Origin of the sequence: Snodgrassella sp. M0110, from assembly GCF_016101465.1 — a bacterium.
Taxonomy (GTDB): domain Bacteria; phylum Pseudomonadota; class Gammaproteobacteria; order Burkholderiales; family Neisseriaceae; genus Snodgrassella; species Snodgrassella alvi.
Window position 1 is genome coordinate 60242 of record NZ_JACFQM010000006.1, and the last position, 19423, is coordinate 79664.

A 19423-nucleotide genomic window follows, 5' to 3' on the forward strand; every position below is an offset into this window, starting at 1 on the left:
GTATTAACCTGATGTATCAATTTTTTCTGGACGCCTGTGCTGCTCTGCGCCTGCGCTTTTATCCCAAAACACATTATCGTTACAATCCATTAATCTTCGTTACCGTTTTACTTGCGCTTGGTCTGATGAATATGGCCTACATGTCACAGATCCTGGGACGGCAAACCGGCATAACCATCTTTATCATTGTGTTAACGATGGTGCGCTGCGGTATTCTGAGCATGGCAATGGAAATCATTCTGGGCTACTACAATAAACAGCCAGGACATTGGTATGGTTATGTACTGACCACTGAGGTATTGACCCTGCCTACACTGGCCATACTATACTGGCCACAGGTATTAGCCGCTCCGGGATCTTTATGGCTGCTATGGGCATTGGTAGTACAAATCTGTGGCTTTGTCCGCATCAGTCAGCAAAATATATTTAAAGTATTTTTGGGATATATTACCTATTACTTAATGTTTTTTCTGGCCATAGGCATACTGCTGTTATTATTCAGCATCATGGGCTGGGTGGATATCAACAATATGCCATATACATACCGGCAAATATTGGAAGCACAGTCAGCTGGAACAGGTATGCGCTGATACAGATGTGGAAACAGGCCGGTTCAGCTATAATACATGATGTTTTGGTACGGTTTAAACCATTTCGCTCTGTACATCCCAAATTTGCCTGATTGGTTTTGTTGATTTAAAAAGGAATAAGCATGACGTTAAAAGTTGCCATTAATGGTTATGGCCGTATTGGCCGCCAGGTATTGCGTGCAATCTATGACTATAACTTGAGCAATCAGTTGGAAATTGTTGCGGTAAATGCCAGCGGTTCACTGGAAACCAGTGCACACCTGACAAAATTTGATACGGTTCATGGCCGTTTTGCCGCAGATGTTTCATCTGATAATGATGCTTTAATTATTAATGGCGACCGCATCCGTTTTTTTTCTACCCGTAACCCGGCAGAATTACCCTGGGGTGAACTGGGTATTGATCTGGTGCTGGAATGTACCGGTGCTTTTACTACTAAAGAAAAAGCCAGCATTCATTTACAAAGTGGTGCCAAAAAAGTTTTGATTTCCGCACCCGGGGGTGCCGATGTGGATGCCACTATAGTATACGGTGTTAATCATCAGGTATTAACACCGGAAATGACAGTAATATCCAATGGTTCTTGCACAACCAACTGTCTGGCACCGGTAGCAAAAGCCATTAACGACGAACTGGGAATGGTAAAAGGCTTAATGACAACTATTCATTCATTTACCAATGATCAGGTACTGACTGATGTTCGCCATAAAGATTTACGCCGTGCCCGCAGTGCTGTTGAAAATCTGATTCCGACCAAAACCGGAGCAGCCAAGGCTGTAGGACTGGTATTACCGGAATTACAGGGTAAGTTTGATGGCTTTGCAGTACGTGTTCCCACAATTAATGTTTCACTGGTTGATTTAACGTTTGAAGCCGCCCGTAACACCAGTGTCGAAGAAGTTAATGCCATAGTTAAAGCAGCCAGTGAAGGCAGTATGAAACATATTCTGGGCTACAATACTCTGCCATTGGTTTCCACCGATTTTAATCATACAACTCAGGCTTCCATATTTGACAGTACATTAACTAAAGTTACCAATGGTAATATGGTAAAAGTACTGGCCTGGTATGACAATGAATGGGGCTTTAGCTGCCAGATGCTGAATACTGCACGTGCTATGTTTGGCATGGAAGTTACACCACTCGCTTAACCCGTTTTACCAGCAGAAGTACAGGCTGTCTGAATCCGCTTATACAGGCTTCAGACAGCCTGAACCTATTGTGGCAAACAGAATCAGTACCTGTTGCCATACAAACACCAGAACAAATTCAACCAAGTTAATATTAATCTTGGCAATTTTTCTCTGACAGACAACGCTGATATTTCTTTTCCGCTTCATTGAGGCACAAATTATGCTTAACTATCATTTGCAACCCCATTCTCTGACTCAGCATCTGTGGCAAGTACGTCTTAGTTTTACACAACTGGATAATCAGAACTTCAGTCTGAGTTTACCCAGCTGGGTGCCCGGTAGTTATATGATTCGTGATTTTGCCCGTCATATTGTCACTTTATCGGCCAGTTGCAACAATACACCGGCATCAGCCGAACAGATAAATAAAAACACCTGGGCTTGCAACGGACAGGTAGGTAAATGGGAGATCACTTATCTGGTATATGCTTTCGATACTTCAGTGCGTGGCTCTTTTTTAAATACTGAACGAGGTTTCTTTGACGGTGCCTGTCTGTTTTTACGTCATAATCAGCGTGAACAGGAGAACTGCCAGTTAATCATTACCGGCCTGCCTGAAAACTGGGATATTGCCACTACCATGCCGCAAACATCACAGCCCCATGTTTATCAGGTGAATAATTACCGCTCTTTAATTGATTATCCGGTGGAAATGGGCTATTTGCTGCGTCTGCCATTCAGTGCAGGCGGCATTGAACATGAAATTGTTATCAGCGGCCATTTCTCATCTTTCGATCAGCAGCGTCTGGTAGATGATGTAAGCAAAATATGTGCCAGTGAAATTGCTATGTTTGCCGCACCGGCACCGTTTGAACGCTACAGCTTTTTACTTTTTGTCGGAAATGGCATTTATGGCGGACTGGAACATAAATCCTCCTCTGCCCTCATGGCCGACCGACATGATCTGCCGCAAAAAGACGGAAAAAATACCGACGCTTATATTACATTACTGGGTTTGTTCAGCCATGAATATTTTCATGCATGGAACGTAAAATCTATTATTCCTTCTGCATTTTTAAACAGTAAACTGGATGATGAAGCTTATACACAGCTGTTATGGGCTTTTGAAGGTATCACTTCCTATTATGATGACTGGTTTCTGGTACGCAGCGGTGTGATAACACCAGAACAGTATCTGCAATTACTGGCCAAAACCATTACCCGTGTGCAACAGGGTGCCGGCCGTTTAAAGCAAAGTCTGGCAGATTCCAGCCTTACTGCATGGACAAAATATTACAAACAGAATGAAAACAGTGCCAACAGTATTGTCAGCTATTACCAGAAAGGCGCACTGGCAGCCCTGTGTCTGGATCACTATATCCGCCGGCATACCGGCCAGCAAAAAAATCTGGATGATATTATGCGTGCCCTGTATCAGGACTGGCGTCAGCGGGGTATGGGTCTGGCTGAAAATGAATGGCTGAAAATAGCCCAGCAAGCTACCGGAACAGACTTAACTCAGGTTTATCGGCAATATATTATGACCACGGCAGACTTGCCTCTGGCAGAACAACTACAGCAGGCTGGTGTACAGCTTCACTGGGCTGCCCTGCCTCGCCAGCATGGTGGTGCATATATTGAGCATTACTCCGCTGCCGAACAGCCCGGTGCAGATATGGGTGCCCGCGTTCAGCCATCATCATTCGGAGTCACCCTGCAACAAGTATTTAATCAAGGCAGTGCCGAGAATGCCGGCATGTGTGCCGGTGACCAGCTGATTGCTTTTAATGATGAAATTATTACCGATTTTAATAAGCAGTGGGCACGTATTCATGCTGGTGAAACAGTACAGATACACTTCATCCGTGATGGTTTGCTGCGACAGACTACCTTACAGGCGCAGGCAGCATTAACAGATACTGCGCTGCTGAGTATTGATGATATATTGCTGTTACAGCAATGGTTACAGCCTCAATCTTAAATTCAACCGCATATTTTTACCGTTATCTTTACAATGATTTTAGAATGACAAAAATAGCGAACATTTTTTTATGTTGCTGCGTGTGTTTAATCATTAGCAGCTGTCGATCCAATGATAATTCTAACCAGTTACCCGACAACTTTTATAAAGTATCTGACGATATATACCGCTCTGAACAACCCTCTTTAAAAGAGATTGAACAACTTAATAAAATAGGGATTAAAACGATAATTAACTTGCGTTTATGGCATAGTGATCGGAATAAACTGACCAATACAGGAATTGCTGAGATTCGGATTAATATGCGGGCAGGTAAGGTTACTGATGAAAAAATAATTCAAATCCTCAAGGCCATCAAAAATTCTCCTAAACCGATATTAATTCATTGCTGGCATGGCAGTGACCGCACAGGCGTAGTTATCGCGATGTATCGGTTAATTTTTCAGAATTGGACAAAAAAACAGGTTATCAATGAATTGATGAAACCTGAACTGGAACATCATTACAATGTTTACCCTAACATACAAAGATATATTGAAGATGCTGATGTTGAAAAAATTCGTCAGGCTGTATTTGAATAATTCCATGAAGGAATAAATAAATTAAAAGTATAGTATCAAATCAACAATCTGATTTAATAAAAATTCAAAGTGATATTGACTTTCATACTGGGAATATTGTGTATTCATGTCAGCAGATTTAACTATAACTCTCGTTCTGCCGGGTTTATTATGGCCGCATCAGGAAGCTGCGGTACCTGACTTACAGCTACCGGCACTGAATACTCTGCGGCAATGGGGTAAACATACATTACAAATCATAAGCAGGAGTCAGTTATACCAGCAATATCTGTGGGAAGGTTCTTGGGTACAACAGGCTCAGCAGCAATTAAACCTAAACCGGGAATATTGCGGCTTTATTGTCACACCTATAAACCAGACCGCCGGTATGCATCAGCTTCAGTATCTTGACGGAAATGCGCTTGGTTTGAATCCAGAAGAGGCAAAAGCTTTCTGTGAAGTATTGAGCACATGGTTACAGTCAGACGGCTGGCGGTTTTCTCCGGTCAGACCGGATTTATGGCTGGTTACCACGCCACGGGTAATTGATTTTACCCTGTCTTCTTTACTTGATTTGTCCGGCTGCATTGATGGCACCGTCAAACCTTCGGGTAAAGATGCAACCCTGATTCTGCAACAGCAAACTGAGCTGCAAATGTTGCTGCATCAGCATCCACTAAATCAGCAGCGCAGCACACGCGGTCTGCCCTCAATTAATAGTTTATGGTTTGAAAAAGACCTTATTGGCACAGCAAACCACGACACAAGAGTTTATACTAATAGCTCGTGGGCGTTGCATGCGCATGAACTACCAGTAAATTACGCAGCATTAATGGATACTCTGTCAGATTCAGACCGGCAGAAAATTGTATTGTTTAATGATAGTTTATGCTTACCAGTAAATCAGGGTGATGTTTATACCTATGCACAAATAATGCATCAATGGGAACAAGACTGGTGGCAACCTTTGCTGTCAGGATTAAAAAACAGACATATCAGCCAGCTGAATATCAGGTGTGAAGCCGGATTGCTTCCGATTCGCAAGCCCAGATTTCGTTTGTTCCGGACTAAAACCCAACCTTTTACCGGATTAAATTTATGAAGCCGGCACATATTATTACCCGTTCGGTAGATACTGATGCTATGCAAACTCTGCTTGCTCAGGGTGTTGATCCTCTGCTAGCCAAACTGTATGCAACACGAGCAGTTAAAAACAAAAGTGAAACTGAATACAATTTGTCTGCGCTGTTACCATTTCAGAATTTGAAAAATATTCAGGCCGCCAGTGAGCGACTGGCTCAGGCAATTGAACGGCAGGAAAAAATTCTGATTGTTGCCGATTATGATGCAGACGGAGCCACAGCATGTGCCTTAGGAATACGCGGTTTACAGGCAATGGGAGCGCAAACTGATTTTTTCGTCCCCAACCGGTTTGAACATGGTTATGGATTAACTGCACAAATTGCCGAGCTTGCGGCTCAGGCAGGTACGAACCTGCTGCTTACAGTGGATAATGGTATCGCCAGTGTAGCCGGCGTACAACGCGCACAACAGCTAGGCATGGACGTTCTGATTACTGATCACCATCTGCCGGGTGAACAACTGCCTGAATGTATTATTGTTAATCCTAATCAGCCAGGTGATCAGTTTCCCAGTAAAGCACTGGCTGGGGTGGGTGTGATGTTCTACGTACTAATGGCTTTACGTTACCATCTGCGCCAGCAAAACTGGTTTAGTAAACATCCGGAACCCAATCTTGCTCAATGGCTTGATCTGGTGGCACTGGGCACCATCGCCGATGTAGTACCTCTCGATCAGAATAATCGCCTGCTGGTAACTCAGGGACTCAGAAGAATTAAAGCTGATAAAATGCAAGCAGGAATACGCGCCTTGTTTGCAGTGGCCAAACGCAACCCGCAACAGGCACATGCATTTGATCTGGGTTTTGCTATCGGCCCCCGTCTGAATGCTGCCGGCAGACTGGATGATATGAGTCTGGGTATAGCCTGTCTGTTGAGCGATGATATGGAAAGTGCAACCGATCTGGCCGAACAACTGAATGATCTAAACCATGAACGTCGTCAGATTCAGCGCAGCATGCAGGATGAAGCTAATCTGCAACTGGCCGGCTTCAATACAGAAAATAGCTATAGCATCGTTGCTTATCATGATAACTGGCATCAGGGAGTAACCGGTATTTTAGCAGGCCGGTTACGCGAAACCTTTCATCGACCCAGTATTGTTTTTGCTCAGGCAGAAGATGGTATATTACGCGGCTCCGGCCGGTCTATTACCGGTTTACATCTGCGTGATGCATTGGATATAGTCAGTAAACGCCGGCCGGATATTATCCAGAAGTTTGGCGGACATGCTATGGCTGCAGGCTTAAGTATTTCCGAAATACATCTGGCAGCTTTCCAAAATGAATTTGAGGCAGTCTGCAGGCAACTCATCCGGCCGGCAGATTTAAACTATACGTACCAGACTGATGGTTCATTAGACAATCAATATCTGAACTTAGCCACAGCACAGCAACTGGCGGCTCTGGTATGGGGTCAGAATTTTCCTGAACCCTGTTTTTGCGATGAATTTAAAGTAATCAGACAACAAATAGTGGGTACCGGCCATATTAAAGCAGTGTTACACAAGAACAACTATGAATATGAAGTTATGTTTTTCCGCTGTACAGCCACCTTACCGGAACATATCCGCGTGGTTTACCGGCTAGTTGCCAATCAGTGGCGTCAGCAAATGGAGTTGCAGTTATATGCGGATTACTGGGAAATTTGTACCTGAATCAATATACAGGCTGTTTAAATACACAAATTCACTTATAATTAGCACAATTAAACATTAACATGGCTTTACTATAGCTTTCGGTTATTGAAAATTAGCCGATAATATACTGGAATAACCGTATTCCGGATAAATTGAAACAGGTGCAATATCCATTTGAATGTAAACTCAAAAGTTATTGAGATAGGAATTAGTTTGTATGAGTGTAGGATTGATTCGGGTTTTATATAAGCACCAGATTATTGATGCTGAGAAAGCAGAAAAACTGCGTCAGGAATTAGAGCAGAAACACCCGGTAATACCGGCTCTGTTACAATCCGGAGCTATTGATGCCAATAAACTGGCCAGTTTTCTGTCCAGTGTATTCAGTATTCCTTACCTGAATCTGGAGCTATATAATCAAAGTCTGGTTCCTATGGATTTAATTGATTTGAATATTATGCAGCAATATATTTGCGTGCCGATATTCAAACGCAGTAATCGCATGTTTCTGGCCGTATCCGATCCTACATCAATTCAGCATTATCAAAAAATTGCCACTGATGCCGGCTGTGTACTGAATCTGGTTATTGTCCGCGACGACCAGCTACGCCTGCTACTGGAGAATATTAGTCAGGAATCTACCAGCCTTCTTGAGGGTATGGATTCAGTTGGCGACTCGACTGCAGCAGAAAATAACGCTATGTCTGCCGACGATGAAGAAGGCGAAAACGGACCGGTCGCCAGATTTGTCTTTAAAGTACTGGGAGATGCTTTAAATAGTGGCGCATCAGATATTCATTTTGAATTTTACGAAGAAATGGCACGTGTTCGCTTCCGTGTTGACGGACAGTTGCGTGAAGTTGTACGTATGCCACTGAATATCCGTAATCAGATTGCTTCACGTATTAAGGTAATGTCCAAACTGGATATTTCAGAAAAACGCATCCCTCAGGACGGGCGTATTCAGATTCAGTTCCGTAAAGGTGCCAAGCCGATTGATTTCCGTGTCAGCACACTGCCTACTCTGTTTGGTGAAAAAATTGTAATGCGTATCCTGAATTCGGATGCGGCTACTCTGAATATCGAACAGCTTGGTTTTGAACCATTTCAGAAAGAATTACTGCTCGAAGCTATCCACCGGCCGTATGGTATGGTGCTGGTTACCGGCCCTACTGGTTCCGGTAAAACCGTATCACTGTATACCTGCCTTAATATTCTTAATACTGACAGTGTTAATATTTCCACTGCTGAAGATCCGGCAGAAATTAACCTGCCCGGTATTAATCAGGTAAATGTTAATGATAAACAGGGACTGACATTCGCTGCAGCATTAAAATCGTTTCTGCGTCAGGATCCGGATATCATTATGGTGGGGGAAATCCGGGATCTGGAAACAGCTGATATTGCCATTAAGGCTGCACAAACCGGTCATATGGTATTTTCAACCCTGCATACCAATAATGCCCCGGCTACTTTATCCCGTATGCTGAATATGGGTGTCGCACCATTCAATATTGCCAGCTCTGTTAATCTGATTATGGCACAGCGTCTGGTACGGCGTTTATGCACCTGCAAAGCTCCGGCAGAACGCCCGCCTGAACAAGCATTAAAAAAAGCTGGTTTTTCAGATGAAGATCTGGCTAAGGAATGGACATTTTACCGGCCAGTCGGCTGTGAGAGATGTAAAGGTAAAGGTTATAAAGGACGTGCCGGCGTGTACGAAGTTATGCCGGTCAGCGATGAAATGCAACGTATTATCATGAATAATGGTAATGAAGTTGATATCAGCACTCAGGCGCTCAAGGAAGGTCTGGTCGATTTACGTCATGCCGGTTTACTGAAAGTCATGGAAGGCATTACGTCTCTGGACGAGATTCTTGCAAGCACTAATGATTAAAACTGATTGTTCGCCTATACAATTAAGTCAATACTGTGAGAAAACATTATGAATAAACCAGTAGCAGTATCCAAAACCAAACCCTCTGGTACCAGTTTTAGTTTTGAAGGTAAAAACCTTAAAACCGAGCAGATCGTTCGCGGAGAGGTGACTGCCAAAAATGAAGCAGAAGCCCGATCTAAACTAAAACGTCGGCAGATACGTGTCATTCAAATTACCAAGGTCAAAAAACAGCGTCAGAAAAAAATCAGTCAGGCGGATATTACTGTTTTTACCCGACAACTATCCACCATGATGAAATCCGGGCTACCTTTAATGCAAGCATTTGATATTGCAGCAAAAGGTCACTCAAATCGTTCAATGACCCAACTATTGATGGAAATTCGTTCAGATGTTGAACAGGGTACTTCTCTAGCTGATTCTTTTGCTAAGCATCCGAAATATTTTGATGATTTTTACTGTAACCTCATCAGTGCCGGTGAAGCAGGTGGCGTACTGGAAGCATTATTAGATAAACTGGCTGTATATAAAGAAAAAACCCAAAGTATTAAGAAAAAAGTTAAAAGTGCCCTAACCTATCCGGTGGTTGTGGTCATCGTAGCAGTTGTTCTGGTTATTGTCATGATGATGTTTGTATTGCCGTCTTTTGCCAAAGTATATCAGGGTATGGGTGTAGCGCTTCCCTGGCTGACTCAGGTTATGATGAATATATCTGATTTCTTTGTGCGTTACGGTATATTTATTGTGATGGCAATCGTCCTCGGAGCAATTGGTTTTTATAAATGGTTTCAAAGCTCTGCTGATCTGAGAAAACGTTTTGATCATATGTTGTTAAAACTACCTATTTTTGGACCAATTGTTCGTAAAGCAACCATTGCCCGCTGGGCTCGCACAACAGCAACCTTGTTTGCTGCAGGTGTACCACTAGTAGAAGTACTGGATTCCGTTGCCGGAGCTGCAGGTAATATCGAATATGAAGAAGCTACTCAGGAAATCCGTGCCAAAGTTAATCAGGGTATATCTCTTACTTCTGCCATGCAGGCAACCGAATTATTTCCTAACATGGTAATGCAAATGGCATCTATCGGTGAAGAATCAGGTTCTTTGGATGACATGCTCAACAAGGCCGCAGAATTATATGAAGACGACGTAGATATAGCAGTTTCCCAGCTATCTTCCCTGATGGAACCAATCATCATGGTTGTACTCGGTCTGATTATCGGTGTTATTTTGGTAGCAATGTACCTGCCAATGTTCAATATGGGCAATGCAATAGGTTAATGTCTGATGTTAACTGATACCTTGTTTTTCAGCATAGTTGCACTAATATCAGGTTGTGCTGTTGGTAGTTTTCTGAATGTAGTGATTTATCGTTTACCTATTATGATGGAACGAAGCTGGCAGGCTGAAGCGCGAATGGCTTTACAACTGCCTGCAGAGCAATCTAACCGTTTTAATTTGTGTGTTCCGCATTCAACCTGCCCGCACTGTCAGCATAAAATCCGCTGGTGGCAGAATATACCTCTTGTCAGTTATATACTGCTACACGGACGCTGCGCTTCATGTTCAGCATCCATCAGCCCGCGCTATTTTTGTGTGGAACTATTAACCGGTGTTGCTTTTGCTGCAGTAGTCTGGCGTTATGATGTCACACCTGTTGCTGCGGGCGGTCTGATACTGACTGCCGCACTGATCACACTGACCTTTATAGATGCTGAAACCCAGCTGCTGCCTGACCAGATTACCTTACCCTTACTTTGGCTGGGTTTACTGTTTAACTGGTATTGTGAGTTTGTCCCGTTAGCTGATGCTGTCTGGGGAGCTGCATTGGGCTATCTTAGCCTGTGGTCACTTTTCTGGCTATTCAAACTGTTAACCGGGAAAGATGGCATGGGTTATGGTGATTTTAAGCTATTGGCTGCTCTTGGTGCATGGATGGGTACTGCCGCATTGCCCTTAATTGTATTTATGGCGGCAATTGTCGGCATTATTGCTTCAATTATTCTCAGAGTTGCCCGTAGCCAGCCTATGGCTTTTGGTCCGGCACTGGCCATTGCCGGCTGGATTGTATGGATGGCAAACAGTCAGATTAATCAGCTGATTCACTGGTGGCTGCGTCTTTCCGGATTTGGTGCATGACATTCTGCGTGGGTTTGTCCGGTGGCATAGGCAGTGGAAAATCTGCAGTAGCAAGCTGCTTTGCTGCTCTAGGGGTTCCTGTACTGAGTGCAGATGAAATCTCGCATCAGTTGACTGCGCCTGATGGTCTGGCTTTATCTGAAATCCGCAGACAGTGCGGGAATAATCTGTTTCTTACTGACGGCAGTCTGGATCGGCCAAAGCTGCGCAATTGGGTGTTTGCTGATTCACAGAATCGCATTCTGCTGGAAAACATTCTCCATCCGTTAATTCTGCAAAGCCTTCAGCAAGCCAGACAACACATTGCTTCGGATCAGCATTACGGAATTATTGAAATTCCTTTACTGGCAGAAAAACCGGAATTTCAACAACTGGTTCAACGCATACTCATTATTGAAGCACCGGTTAATATATGCATTCAAAGGATTCAGCAACGCAGTCATCTGGACGAAACAGCAATCCGTGCTATCATGACACAACAGGTTGACAGTAATAGCAGAAAAGCTATTGCCGATGACATTATTATCAACGATGGCAACTGGCAGGAACTTAACCGGAAAGTTATTCAGCAGCATCATTTCTATCAAGCTCTAACACCAGCCAAGTTATGACAGATATTATCCATTTCGAACACCCCTTGTCCGAGCGCGTCCGCAATTTCCTGCGCATAGCACACCTGTTTAAACACTTCCATGAGGTAGTGTCACGCAGTGAAATCTGGGCGCATCACTGTGCATTATTCTCACTATTTGAAATCATGGAAGCAGCAGCACGTGCTGAATTGAAACTGGATATTCTGCAAGAACTGGAACGACAAAAAGGTCTGGCCAGACAACGTGGCGAAGAAGGTAAAGATACCCTGGTAAATATACAAACTGCAATTACAAATCTGCAAAGTGTTCAGCAAAAATTCGGACAGCATCTGCGCGAAAATGAATGGCTGATGGCAATCAAGCAGCGCATGTTCGTACCCGGCGGTACCAGCCCGTATGATTTGCCTTCCTATTATTACTGGCAGCAAAAAAAGCCGGCAGAACGTGAATTACAGTTACACCAGTGGATCCAGAGCCTGTTACCTACTTATGAAGCCATCAAACTGCTACTGGAAATTCTGCGTCAAAACAGTCTGTCTGTCGACTGTCTGGCAACAAACGGAAGTTATCAGCACAACAGCCTCGGACAGAACATTCACCTGCTGGGTATTAATGTTTCCCAGAATGCCGCTGCACTGCCAGAAGTATCTGCCAATAAATATTTTACCCATATTCGCTTTTTACAGGCATCACAACAACAGGCACGTGGTCCGGTTTTAACCACCGATATACCATTTACTCTGGTTATGTGCAGCTTTGATCCGGTAATCAAATAATGACTGAAAAAATCACCACTGTTATTTGTCCGATATGCGGGAAAAATGTTGACTGGACTCCGTCCAGCCGCTTTCGTCCGTTCTGTTCGGAGCGTTGCAAAATGATTGATCTGGGAGCATGGGCTAGTGAAAATTATAATCTGCCAGCCGATGAAGATCAGCCGCTAAGTGAAGAAATAACACCATCAAAGCATTGATAAACAGCGGCAAATATCACTTATAACCTCACAAATATTCAATTTTATGACTTCCCCTGCTCTTTGTATTAAACAAGCAGTAAAAACCTATGCTAATGGTTTTACTGCTTTAAAAGGTGTCAGCTTTAGTGTCCAGCCAGGTGAGTTTTTTGGTTTACTCGGTCCTAACGGTGCCGGCAAAACTACTCTCATTTCTGCAATGGCCGGACTAAGCCGCCTGACTTCCGGACAAATCAGCATTTGTGGTCATGATGTACAACTGGAAGCAAACACTACCCGTAAACTTCTGGGTGTCGTTCCGCAGGAGCTGGTTTTCGATCCTTTTTTTAACGTACGTGAAGCACTGAAGTTTCAGTCGGGCTATTTTGGTCTGCGTAATAACGATGACTGGATAGATGAGATTATCGCCGGTCTCGGACTGACAGATAAAGCCGGCACAAACACACGTAATCTGTCTGGCGGGATGAAACGCCGCGTTATGGTTGCTCTGGCTTTAGTACACCGGCCGCCTGTTATCGTACTGGACGAACCCACAGCCGGAGTGGATGTAGAATTACGTCAGAATCTGTGGCAGTTTATTACCCGACTGAATACAGACGGTCATACCATTATTCTAACCACACATTATCTGGAAGAAGCACAATCATTATGTAATCGCATAGCTATGCTGAAACATGGTGAAATTGTCGCACTGGACAGCACACGCAACTTACTGGATACCGAAACAGAATTACAGCTGGCATTAACTACAGATCAAACATTACCGGATAATTTACGTCATTATCTGATTAAAGAAGATGATAATAACCATTATCTGCTCAAACTCGCTGACTACAACCAGCTAACAGCCTTATTACAAATTCTGCAGACTCAGAGAATTAACGTTATCAATCTGAATATTCTGGAAAACGATCTGGAAAACGTCTTTCTGCGCCTGACCAGTGACCATGTGAAAGGCACAAAATGAATACAATTGGTTGCTACACCCTTTTTAAAAAAGAAGTATTGCGATTCTGGAAAGTAGGTTTTCAAACTTTATCTGCTCCTATCCTCACCGCCCTGCTGTATCAGCTGATATTTGCTCATGTAATGCAGGGGCGTCCTGATATATTACCAGGAGTCAGTTACAATGTATTTCTGATACCGGGTCTGGCTATGATGTCCATGCTGCAAAATGCTTTTGCCAACTCATCTTCCAGCCTGATTCAGTCACGGATTACCGGTAATCTGATATTTATTCTGTTGCCGCCATTGGGTACCATTGCTTTTTTCTGTGCTTATGTCGGCGCTTCCATCCTGCGCGGGCTAATGGTAGGTATTGGAGTCATAGCAGTAACGGCTTTTTTCGGATTATCCATGCCACATCATATCGGCTGGATCATAACATTTGCATTGCTCGGATGTGCCATTATGGGTATGTTTGGCTTACTTGCCGGCATTGTTGCAGAAAAATTTGATCAACTGGCCGCTTTTCAGAACTTTCTTATCATGCCTTTAACATTTCTGTCTGGTGTATTCTATTCCATCAACAGTCTGTCTGAATTCTGGCGCTCACTCAGCCATTTCAATCCGGTTTTTTATATGATTGACGGCTTCCGTTTTGGTTTTTTCGGCCAGAGTGATTCCTCTCCCTGGGTTGCACTAACGGTAGTCGGCAGCTTTGCCATCGTTTTGTGTATTCTTGTCTGCGGCATCCTGAAATCAGGCTGGAAATTACGCAATTAGACATAGCAAAACGCTATAATAGCGGCCTTACTAATAACTATTCCGGAGCCCGTTATGTTAACACCAGAAGAAGTTAAAACCATGATTGCAAACCTTCTGCCCTGTGAATATCTTGAGGTTGAAGGCGATGGTCATCATTTCTTTGCCCGGATTGTATCCAGCGCCTTTAACGGAAAAAACCGTCTGGCACGCCATCGTATGATTAAAGACGGACTGGCACAGCAGATTGCCAGTAATGAATTACATGCACTATCTATTACCACTGCCGCCACTCCTGACGAATGGGCTGTCAAACAGCATTAATCCGGCAAACAGACACTATTGCCATAATTGAGAATCCATATGGAAAAATTAAAAATCCGTGCTAACGGCGCATTACACGGTGAAATTGTTATTTCCGGCGCTAAAAATGCCGCTTTACCTTTGTTATGTGCCTCCTTACTGACTCGTGATACCCTGCATCTGACCAATGTGCCCATGCTGCGTGATGTTAAAACCACCCAAAAGCTATTACAGGGCATGGGAGCACGTGTACTTACAGATAATATTCAGGAATTTGAAATAAACTGTAACAGTATCAATAATACCTGTGCACCATATGATCTGGTTAAAACCATGCGTGCATCTATTCTGGTACTGGGTCCCACACTGGCACACTTTGGTGAGGCTCAGGTCAGTCTGCCCGGAGGCTGTGCCATCGGATCGAGACCAGTAGACCAGCATCTCAAAGGGCTTGAAGCCATGGGGGCAGAAATCAGTATTGAGCATGGTTATGTCAAAGCCCGAGCAAAACGTCTGCAAGGTGCACATATTGTTATGGATATGGTTACCGTAACCGGCACAGAAAATCTGTTAATGGCAGCAACACTGGCAAACGGAACGACTATTCTGGAAAATGCTGCCATGGAACCGGAAGTTACCGATCTTGCCGATTGCCTGATTAAAATGGGTGCCAATATTCAGGGAATAGGTACACCTACTCTTACCATTACCGGTGTAGAAAAGTTACACGGATGCAGTCACCGTGTCGTTCCCGACCGCATAGAAGCCGGAACTTTTTTGTGTGCAGTGGCTATGACCGGCGGCAAAGTCATTCTTAAACATGCTGCACCTAAAACCATGCAAGCTGTTCTGGAAAAACTGAGTGAAGCCGGCGCAATTATTGAAGCCGGTGACGACTGGATCAGCATCGACATGCAACAGCGTCCTAAAGCTATCGATATCCGCACCCTGCCCTATCCGGCATTTCCTACCGATATGCAGGCACAGTTTATGGTAATGAATAGTATTGCCAGCGGTAACAGTAAAGTAGTGGAAACTATTTTTGAAAACCGTTTTATGCATGTCCCCGAACTCAATCGTATGGGTGCCCGGATATCAGCTGAGGGTAATACTGCAATTGTGGAGGGTGTAGAACAGTTATCCGGTACAACTGTTATGGCTACCGATTTACGTGCTTCTGCCAGTCTAGTACTTGCCGGTCTGGTGGCCAGTGGTGAAACTACTGTTGAACGTATTTATCATCTTGATCGCGGCTATGAAAATATAGAACAGAAGCTAGGCGGAGTCGGTGCTATCATTGAACGCATCAGTGACCACTAACATCAATAAATCACAAGGGCTGTCTGTATATTTATTTAGATAGCCCTTTATATATCATCAACATGATAAAATAAATAATCAGCATCTGATTATTTATAAAATATCCAAATATATCAAAATTGATAAGAAATAATTATCAACGGATTTGTTTATGCACTTTTTTGAATATCTTTTTTGAGTAAATTACTCTTACTCTAAAATAATTTATTAAATAAATCAAAATCTTAAATTTTATTTACTGTGATTGAAAATATCTAAATTAATATTTTTTAAGAGAATTGAAAATATGCCGATAAAATCATAAAACTAACTCGTAAAATATTATTTTTCAAAATTAATTATTCATTTAAATGAATTGCATATTTACTCGTACGATCAAATCACGTAATCCACCATCTCCGGCAATCTGAACATAGTTAACCGCTGAGGTCTGAACCATACTGTCTGAGCCGGCTGTAATGACAGCGTACGAAACTCGGCCGGCGACAGCCATACCTGTATACGCTGATTATTATCCACCCGGCGCAACCATAACCTTATTTGTGCACCGATAGCATGTATTTCCTCTACGCATGCACTGGCAATTACATTATCCTGAATATGAGTTAATACCTGTATTTCCTGAGGCCGGATATAAACAGCTACATTCTGACGGGCTTTTTCTCCTGTGGTAATCGGTTCATGATAATGCCCCAGACACAATTGCCCGTGTTCAATACAGGCATCTTCAAATACATTAACCTCACCCAGAAACTCAGTAACAAATACATTTTCAGGATTATCATACAAAGATGAGGCAGCTCCGCTTTGCTCAACTTTTCCCTGATTCATCACCACTATCTGGTCGGCCATTTCCAGCGCCTCTTCCTGATCATGTGTAACCAGTACACTGGTAATCCCAAGCTGATGATGAATTTCCAGCAGCCACTGGCGTAATTCCTTGCGCACCTTAGCATCCAGTGCACCAAACGGCTCATCCAGCAGCAGCAGCTTTGGTCTGGTAGCCAGAGCACGTGCCAGAGCAATACGCTGGCGCTGACCTCCGGATAGTTGCTGCGGATATACTTTAGCCAGCCAGTCAAGCTGCACCAGTTGTAATAATTCATGCACCCGGGCAGCTATTTCTGCTTTATTCGGGCGAATGCGTTTAGGCAGTACCTGTAAACCAAAAGCCACATTATCAAATACGGTCATATGCCTGAATAAGGCATAGTGCTGAAACATAAATCCGACCCGGCGCTCACGCACATGCAGATTACTGACCTCATCATCAGCAAAAAACAGCTCACCTGAATCTGCGCGTTCCAGCCCGGCAATGATGCGTAACAAGGTGGTTTTTCCACAACCGGACGGACCAAGCAATGCCGTCAGTGAACCGGTTGGTACCTGCAGATTAATATTCTGCAAGGCATGATAATCACCATAATATTTATTTAATTGTTTAATACGAATACTCATAATCGCTACCCAGCACGGTACTTTACTTATTCAGTCGCTTACTGCAATCTGCTCGCGCCGTGCATCTTTGAACAAACGTGTCTGCCGCCAGTCGAGATATTTCTGTAATACCAGCGTGCATAAAGCCAGCAAGGCCAGTAAACTGGAAACAGCAAATGCCCCTACCATGTTGTATTCGTTATACATCATCTCTACCAGTAAAGGCATTGTATTGGTTTCACCGCGGATATGGCCTGAAACCATGCTGACAGCCCCGAATTCACCCATTGCACGGGCATTAGTCAGAATAATGCCGTAAACCAAAGCCCATTTCAGATTGGGTAATGTGACACGCCAGAACATTTGCCAGCCACTGGCACCCAGTATCAGTGCAGCCTGTTCTTCACTACTTCCCTGAGCCTGCATTAAAGGGATGAGCTCACGCGCCACAAAAGGGAAGGTAACAAACAGAGTCGCCAGCACCATACCCGGTACTGCAAAAATAATCTGTATTCCATGTGTTTCCATCCAGCCACCGAACCAGCTGTTACTACCGAAGAGTAAAACAAACATCAGACCCGCCACGACCGGTGAGACTGCAAATGGCAGATCCAGCAAGGTTGTCCATAACTGTTTACCACGAAATGAAAAATGGGTTAACAACCAGGCCATTGCCACACCCAGTATCACATTCACCGGCACAACAATAACAGTAATCAGCAAGGACAAACGAATAGCTGAGAGTGCCTCTTCATCAGTCAAAGCAGCCAGATACAATTGCCAACCCTTTGCCAGCGCAAAACTGAATACCGATAACAGCGGCAAAAGTAACAGCAAACCCAGACACAGCAGCGTTATGCTTATCAGCAAGTAGCGCAGCCAGCGCGGTTCGGTAAGCAACTCATTGGTTTTAACTGTGCTCATCAGTATCGTCCCTGCATACGCCGGCTCAGACGCCATTGCCATAAATTCAGCATAAACAAAATGGTAAAGGAAATTATTAGCATAAATAATGCGACTGCTGCCGCTGCAGGCAAATCAAACAATTCAAATTTACTGACAATAATCAGCGGCAGAATTTCTGATTTAAATGGCACATTACCGGCAATAAAAATTACGGAACCGTATTCTCCGGTAGCGCGTGCAAAAGCCATACCTGCCCCCATTACCAGTGCCGGTAAAACTTCCGGCAGCAGCACCCTGAATACAATGGTTAATCTGGAAGCACCCAGAATAGCCGCAGCTTCTTCATATTCTCCTGATAATTCTGCCAGCACCGGCTGTACTGCGCGTACGACGAATGGCAGGCTTACCAGCAACAATGCCAGCCAGATACCTGCCGGTGTAAATGCTATCTGCAAGCCAAACCGGGTTAATAACGCACCTATCCACCCTGTAGGTGCATATAAGGTAGCCAAAGCCACCCCTGTTACTGCAGTAGGTAAAGCAAATGGCAAATCCACCAATGCATTAACCAGATCCTTACCCCAGAAGTGGTAACGTACCAATACCCATGCCACCAAAGTTCCCAGCAGCACACTGGCCAGCATTGCCAGTAAAGACATTTTCAAAGTCAGCCATACCGCAGCAAGTGTCCTTGGTTCAGAAATGACTTGTATAAAACCATGCCAGCCCAGATCAGTAACAGTCCATACCAGCATCGTAAATGGCAACAGCACCAGTACTGACAGCGATAACACACTTATGCCGAGACTAAGCGAAAAACCGGGCAGTACAGATGGCTGTTTTAAAAACAGCATAACCTTCTCTCCCACAGACCTGGCAGGCACAAACAATACCGGTAGCTGTATCAGACACACCGGCACACATTGGAAGCATCCTGTTCGGGCTATGTTCCAAGCGCAAAATACCAACCACAACAAGAAAATGAATTAACAAGTCAAAAAAAACAGAATGTAAAAATAAATTCAATCATTCCGTTAAATCAGAATCAGCCAACAATATAAAAGGCTGTTTGGGTGATTGAGAAAGAATATATTTTTGTAACCTAAGAA

20 protein-coding genes are annotated in these 19423 nt (G+C 43.8%); 16 read left to right on the forward strand and 4 right to left on the reverse strand.

The genetic code is table 11. From position 1 onward, the window contains the following. Window positions 1–11 precede the first annotated feature (11 nt). Complete coding sequence (locus tag H3T84_RS08950) at window positions 12–590, forward strand: hypothetical protein (protein WP_198218898.1); 579 nt, start codon at window positions 12–14, stop codon at window positions 588–590. 122 nt (window positions 591–712) lie between these two features. Then, complete coding sequence (gap, locus tag H3T84_RS08955; protein WP_037476139.1) at window positions 713–1741, forward strand: type I glyceraldehyde-3-phosphate dehydrogenase; 1029 nt, start codon at window positions 713–715, stop codon at window positions 1739–1741. A 39-nt stretch (window positions 1742–1780) separates the two neighbouring features. On the opposite strand, the gene H3T84_RS08960 is transcribed toward gap, so the two are convergent. Further along, window positions 1781–1930, reverse strand: a complete 150-nt coding sequence (locus H3T84_RS08960) for a hypothetical protein (protein ID WP_198210320.1) — start codon at window positions 1928–1930, stop codon at window positions 1781–1783. 13 nt (window positions 1931–1943) lie between these two features. On the opposite strand from H3T84_RS08960, the gene H3T84_RS08965 reads away from it, so the two are divergent. From H3T84_RS08965 to murA, 14 genes are all read left to right on the forward strand, one after another. Then, a complete protein-coding gene (locus H3T84_RS08965; RefSeq protein ID WP_198218899.1) occupies window positions 1944–3704 on the forward strand; it encodes a M61 family metallopeptidase in 1761 nt (586 codons plus the stop codon). 44 nt (window positions 3705–3748) lie between these two features. Further along, the gene (locus tag H3T84_RS08970; RefSeq protein WP_174832879.1) at window positions 3749–4285 is read left to right on the forward strand and encodes a tyrosine-protein phosphatase; all 537 of its coding nucleotides are present in this window, start codon (window positions 3749–3751) and stop codon (window positions 4283–4285) included. Window positions 4286–4391: 106 nt separating this feature from the next. After that, window positions 4392–5366: a hypothetical protein gene (locus tag H3T84_RS08975; protein WP_198218900.1), complete on the forward strand. Its 975-nt coding sequence runs from the start codon at window positions 4392–4394 to the stop codon at window positions 5364–5366. Further along, on the forward strand, window positions 5363–7060 hold the full coding sequence (recJ, locus tag H3T84_RS08980; protein WP_198218901.1) for a single-stranded-DNA-specific exonuclease RecJ: 1698 nt from the start codon (window positions 5363–5365) through the stop codon (window positions 7058–7060). The genes H3T84_RS08975 and recJ overlap by 4 nt, the downstream gene beginning before the upstream one ends. Window positions 7061–7259: 199 nt before the next feature. Continuing rightward, the gene (gene pilB / locus H3T84_RS08985) at window positions 7260–8939 is read left to right on the forward strand and encodes a type IV-A pilus assembly ATPase PilB (RefSeq protein WP_198218902.1); all 1680 of its coding nucleotides are present in this window, start codon (window positions 7260–7262) and stop codon (window positions 8937–8939) included. A 48-nt stretch (window positions 8940–8987) separates the two neighbouring features. After that, window positions 8988–10220, forward strand: a complete 1233-nt coding sequence (locus H3T84_RS08990) for a type II secretion system F family protein (protein WP_037476130.1) — start codon at window positions 8988–8990, stop codon at window positions 10218–10220. A gap of 6 nt (window positions 10221–10226) precedes the next feature. Continuing rightward, entirely contained in the window at window positions 10227–11078 is an 852-nt protein-coding gene (locus H3T84_RS08995; protein WP_198218903.1) for an A24 family peptidase, read from the forward strand. After that, window positions 11075–11689, forward strand: a complete 615-nt coding sequence (gene coaE / locus H3T84_RS09000) for a dephospho-CoA kinase (RefSeq protein WP_198218904.1) — start codon at window positions 11075–11077, stop codon at window positions 11687–11689. The genes H3T84_RS08995 and coaE overlap by 4 nt, the downstream gene beginning before the upstream one ends. Before the next feature lie 5 nt (window positions 11690–11694). Continuing rightward, window positions 11695–12447 (forward strand): cell division protein ZapD, encoded by a 753-nt coding sequence (gene zapD / locus H3T84_RS09005; RefSeq protein ID WP_198218923.1) that lies wholly within the window; start codon window positions 11695–11697, stop codon window positions 12445–12447. Further along, window positions 12447–12644, forward strand: a complete 198-nt coding sequence (gene yacG, locus H3T84_RS09010) for a DNA gyrase inhibitor YacG (RefSeq protein ID WP_025329859.1) — start codon at window positions 12447–12449, stop codon at window positions 12642–12644. Before zapD ends, yacG begins: the two co-directional genes overlap by 1 nt. 46 nt (window positions 12645–12690) lie before the next feature. Then, complete coding sequence (locus H3T84_RS09015) at window positions 12691–13611, forward strand: ABC transporter ATP-binding protein (protein ID WP_037476124.1); 921 nt, start codon at window positions 12691–12693, stop codon at window positions 13609–13611. Beyond that, window positions 13608–14369 carry an ABC transporter permease gene (locus H3T84_RS09020; protein ID WP_198218905.1) on the forward strand — a complete coding sequence of 254 codons (762 nt, stop codon included), beginning with the start codon at window positions 13608–13610 and terminating at the stop codon, window positions 14367–14369. The genes H3T84_RS09015 and H3T84_RS09020 overlap by 4 nt, the downstream gene beginning before the upstream one ends. Window positions 14370–14423: 54 nt before the next feature. Then, window positions 14424–14672, forward strand: coding sequence for a BolA family protein (locus tag H3T84_RS09025; protein ID WP_025329856.1), 249 nt, complete (start codon window positions 14424–14426; stop codon window positions 14670–14672). Between the two features lie 39 nt (window positions 14673–14711). Continuing rightward, complete coding sequence (murA, locus tag H3T84_RS09030) at window positions 14712–15971, forward strand: UDP-N-acetylglucosamine 1-carboxyvinyltransferase (protein WP_037476120.1); 1260 nt, start codon at window positions 14712–14714, stop codon at window positions 15969–15971. A 375-nt stretch (window positions 15972–16346) separates the two neighbouring features. On the opposite strand, the gene H3T84_RS09035 is transcribed toward murA, so the two are convergent. From H3T84_RS09035 to cysT, 3 genes are read right to left on the reverse strand one after another with little or no spacing between them, the layout of a single operon-like run. Continuing rightward, a complete protein-coding gene (locus H3T84_RS09035; protein ID WP_198186682.1) occupies window positions 16347–17429 on the reverse strand; it encodes a sulfate/molybdate ABC transporter ATP-binding protein in 1083 nt (360 codons plus the stop codon). 30 nt (window positions 17430–17459) lie between these two features. Continuing rightward, complete coding sequence (gene cysW / locus H3T84_RS09040) at window positions 17460–18332, reverse strand: sulfate ABC transporter permease subunit CysW (RefSeq protein WP_025329852.1); 873 nt, start codon at window positions 18330–18332, stop codon at window positions 17460–17462. Further along, window positions 18332–19168, reverse strand: coding sequence for a sulfate ABC transporter permease subunit CysT (gene cysT, locus H3T84_RS09045; RefSeq protein ID WP_025329851.1), 837 nt, complete (start codon window positions 19166–19168; stop codon window positions 18332–18334). Before cysT ends, cysW begins: the two co-directional genes overlap by 1 nt. Window positions 19169–19423 lie beyond the last annotated feature (255 nt).

Excerpts from the sequence above, each read along its gene's own strand:
- H3T84_RS08950 (WP_198218898.1), top strand. The coding sequence starts at position 12 with ATGTATCAATTTTTTCTGGACGCCTGTGCTGCTCTGCGCCTGCGCTTT.
- gap (WP_037476139.1), top strand. The coding sequence starts at position 713 with ATGACGTTAAAAGTTGCCATTAATGGTTATGGCCGTATTGGCCGCCAG.
- H3T84_RS08960 (WP_198210320.1), bottom strand. The coding sequence starts at position 1,930 with ATGAAGCGGAAAAGAAATATCAGCGTTGTCTGTCAGAGAAAAATTGCC.
- H3T84_RS08965 (WP_198218899.1), top strand. The coding sequence starts at position 1,944 with ATGCTTAACTATCATTTGCAACCCCATTCTCTGACTCAGCATCTGTGG.
- H3T84_RS08970 (WP_174832879.1), top strand. The coding sequence starts at position 3,749 with ATGACAAAAATAGCGAACATTTTTTTATGTTGCTGCGTGTGTTTAATC.
- H3T84_RS08975 (WP_198218900.1), top strand. The coding sequence starts at position 4,392 with ATGTCAGCAGATTTAACTATAACTCTCGTTCTGCCGGGTTTATTATGG.
- recJ (WP_198218901.1), top strand. The coding sequence starts at position 5,363 with ATGAAGCCGGCACATATTATTACCCGTTCGGTAGATACTGATGCTATG.
- pilB (WP_198218902.1), top strand. The coding sequence starts at position 7,260 with ATGAGTGTAGGATTGATTCGGGTTTTATATAAGCACCAGATTATTGAT.
- H3T84_RS08990 (WP_037476130.1), top strand. The coding sequence starts at position 8,988 with ATGAATAAACCAGTAGCAGTATCCAAAACCAAACCCTCTGGTACCAGT.
- H3T84_RS08995 (WP_198218903.1), top strand. The coding sequence starts at position 10,227 with ATGTTAACTGATACCTTGTTTTTCAGCATAGTTGCACTAATATCAGGT.
- coaE (WP_198218904.1), top strand. The coding sequence starts at position 11,075 with ATGACATTCTGCGTGGGTTTGTCCGGTGGCATAGGCAGTGGAAAATCT.
- yacG (WP_025329859.1), top strand. The coding sequence starts at position 12,447 with ATGACTGAAAAAATCACCACTGTTATTTGTCCGATATGCGGGAAAAAT.
- H3T84_RS09015 (WP_037476124.1), top strand. The coding sequence starts at position 12,691 with ATGACTTCCCCTGCTCTTTGTATTAAACAAGCAGTAAAAACCTATGCT.
- H3T84_RS09020 (WP_198218905.1), top strand. The coding sequence starts at position 13,608 with ATGAATACAATTGGTTGCTACACCCTTTTTAAAAAAGAAGTATTGCGA.
- H3T84_RS09025 (WP_025329856.1), top strand. The coding sequence starts at position 14,424 with ATGTTAACACCAGAAGAAGTTAAAACCATGATTGCAAACCTTCTGCCC.
- murA (WP_037476120.1), top strand. The coding sequence starts at position 14,712 with ATGGAAAAATTAAAAATCCGTGCTAACGGCGCATTACACGGTGAAATT.
- H3T84_RS09035 (WP_198186682.1), bottom strand. The coding sequence starts at position 17,429 with ATGAGTATTCGTATTAAACAATTAAATAAATATTATGGTGATTATCAT.
- cysW (WP_025329852.1), bottom strand. The coding sequence starts at position 18,332 with ATGAGCACAGTTAAAACCAATGAGTTGCTTACCGAACCGCGCTGGCTG.
- cysT (WP_025329851.1), bottom strand. The coding sequence starts at position 19,168 with ATGCTGTTTTTAAAACAGCCATCTGTACTGCCCGGTTTTTCGCTTAGT.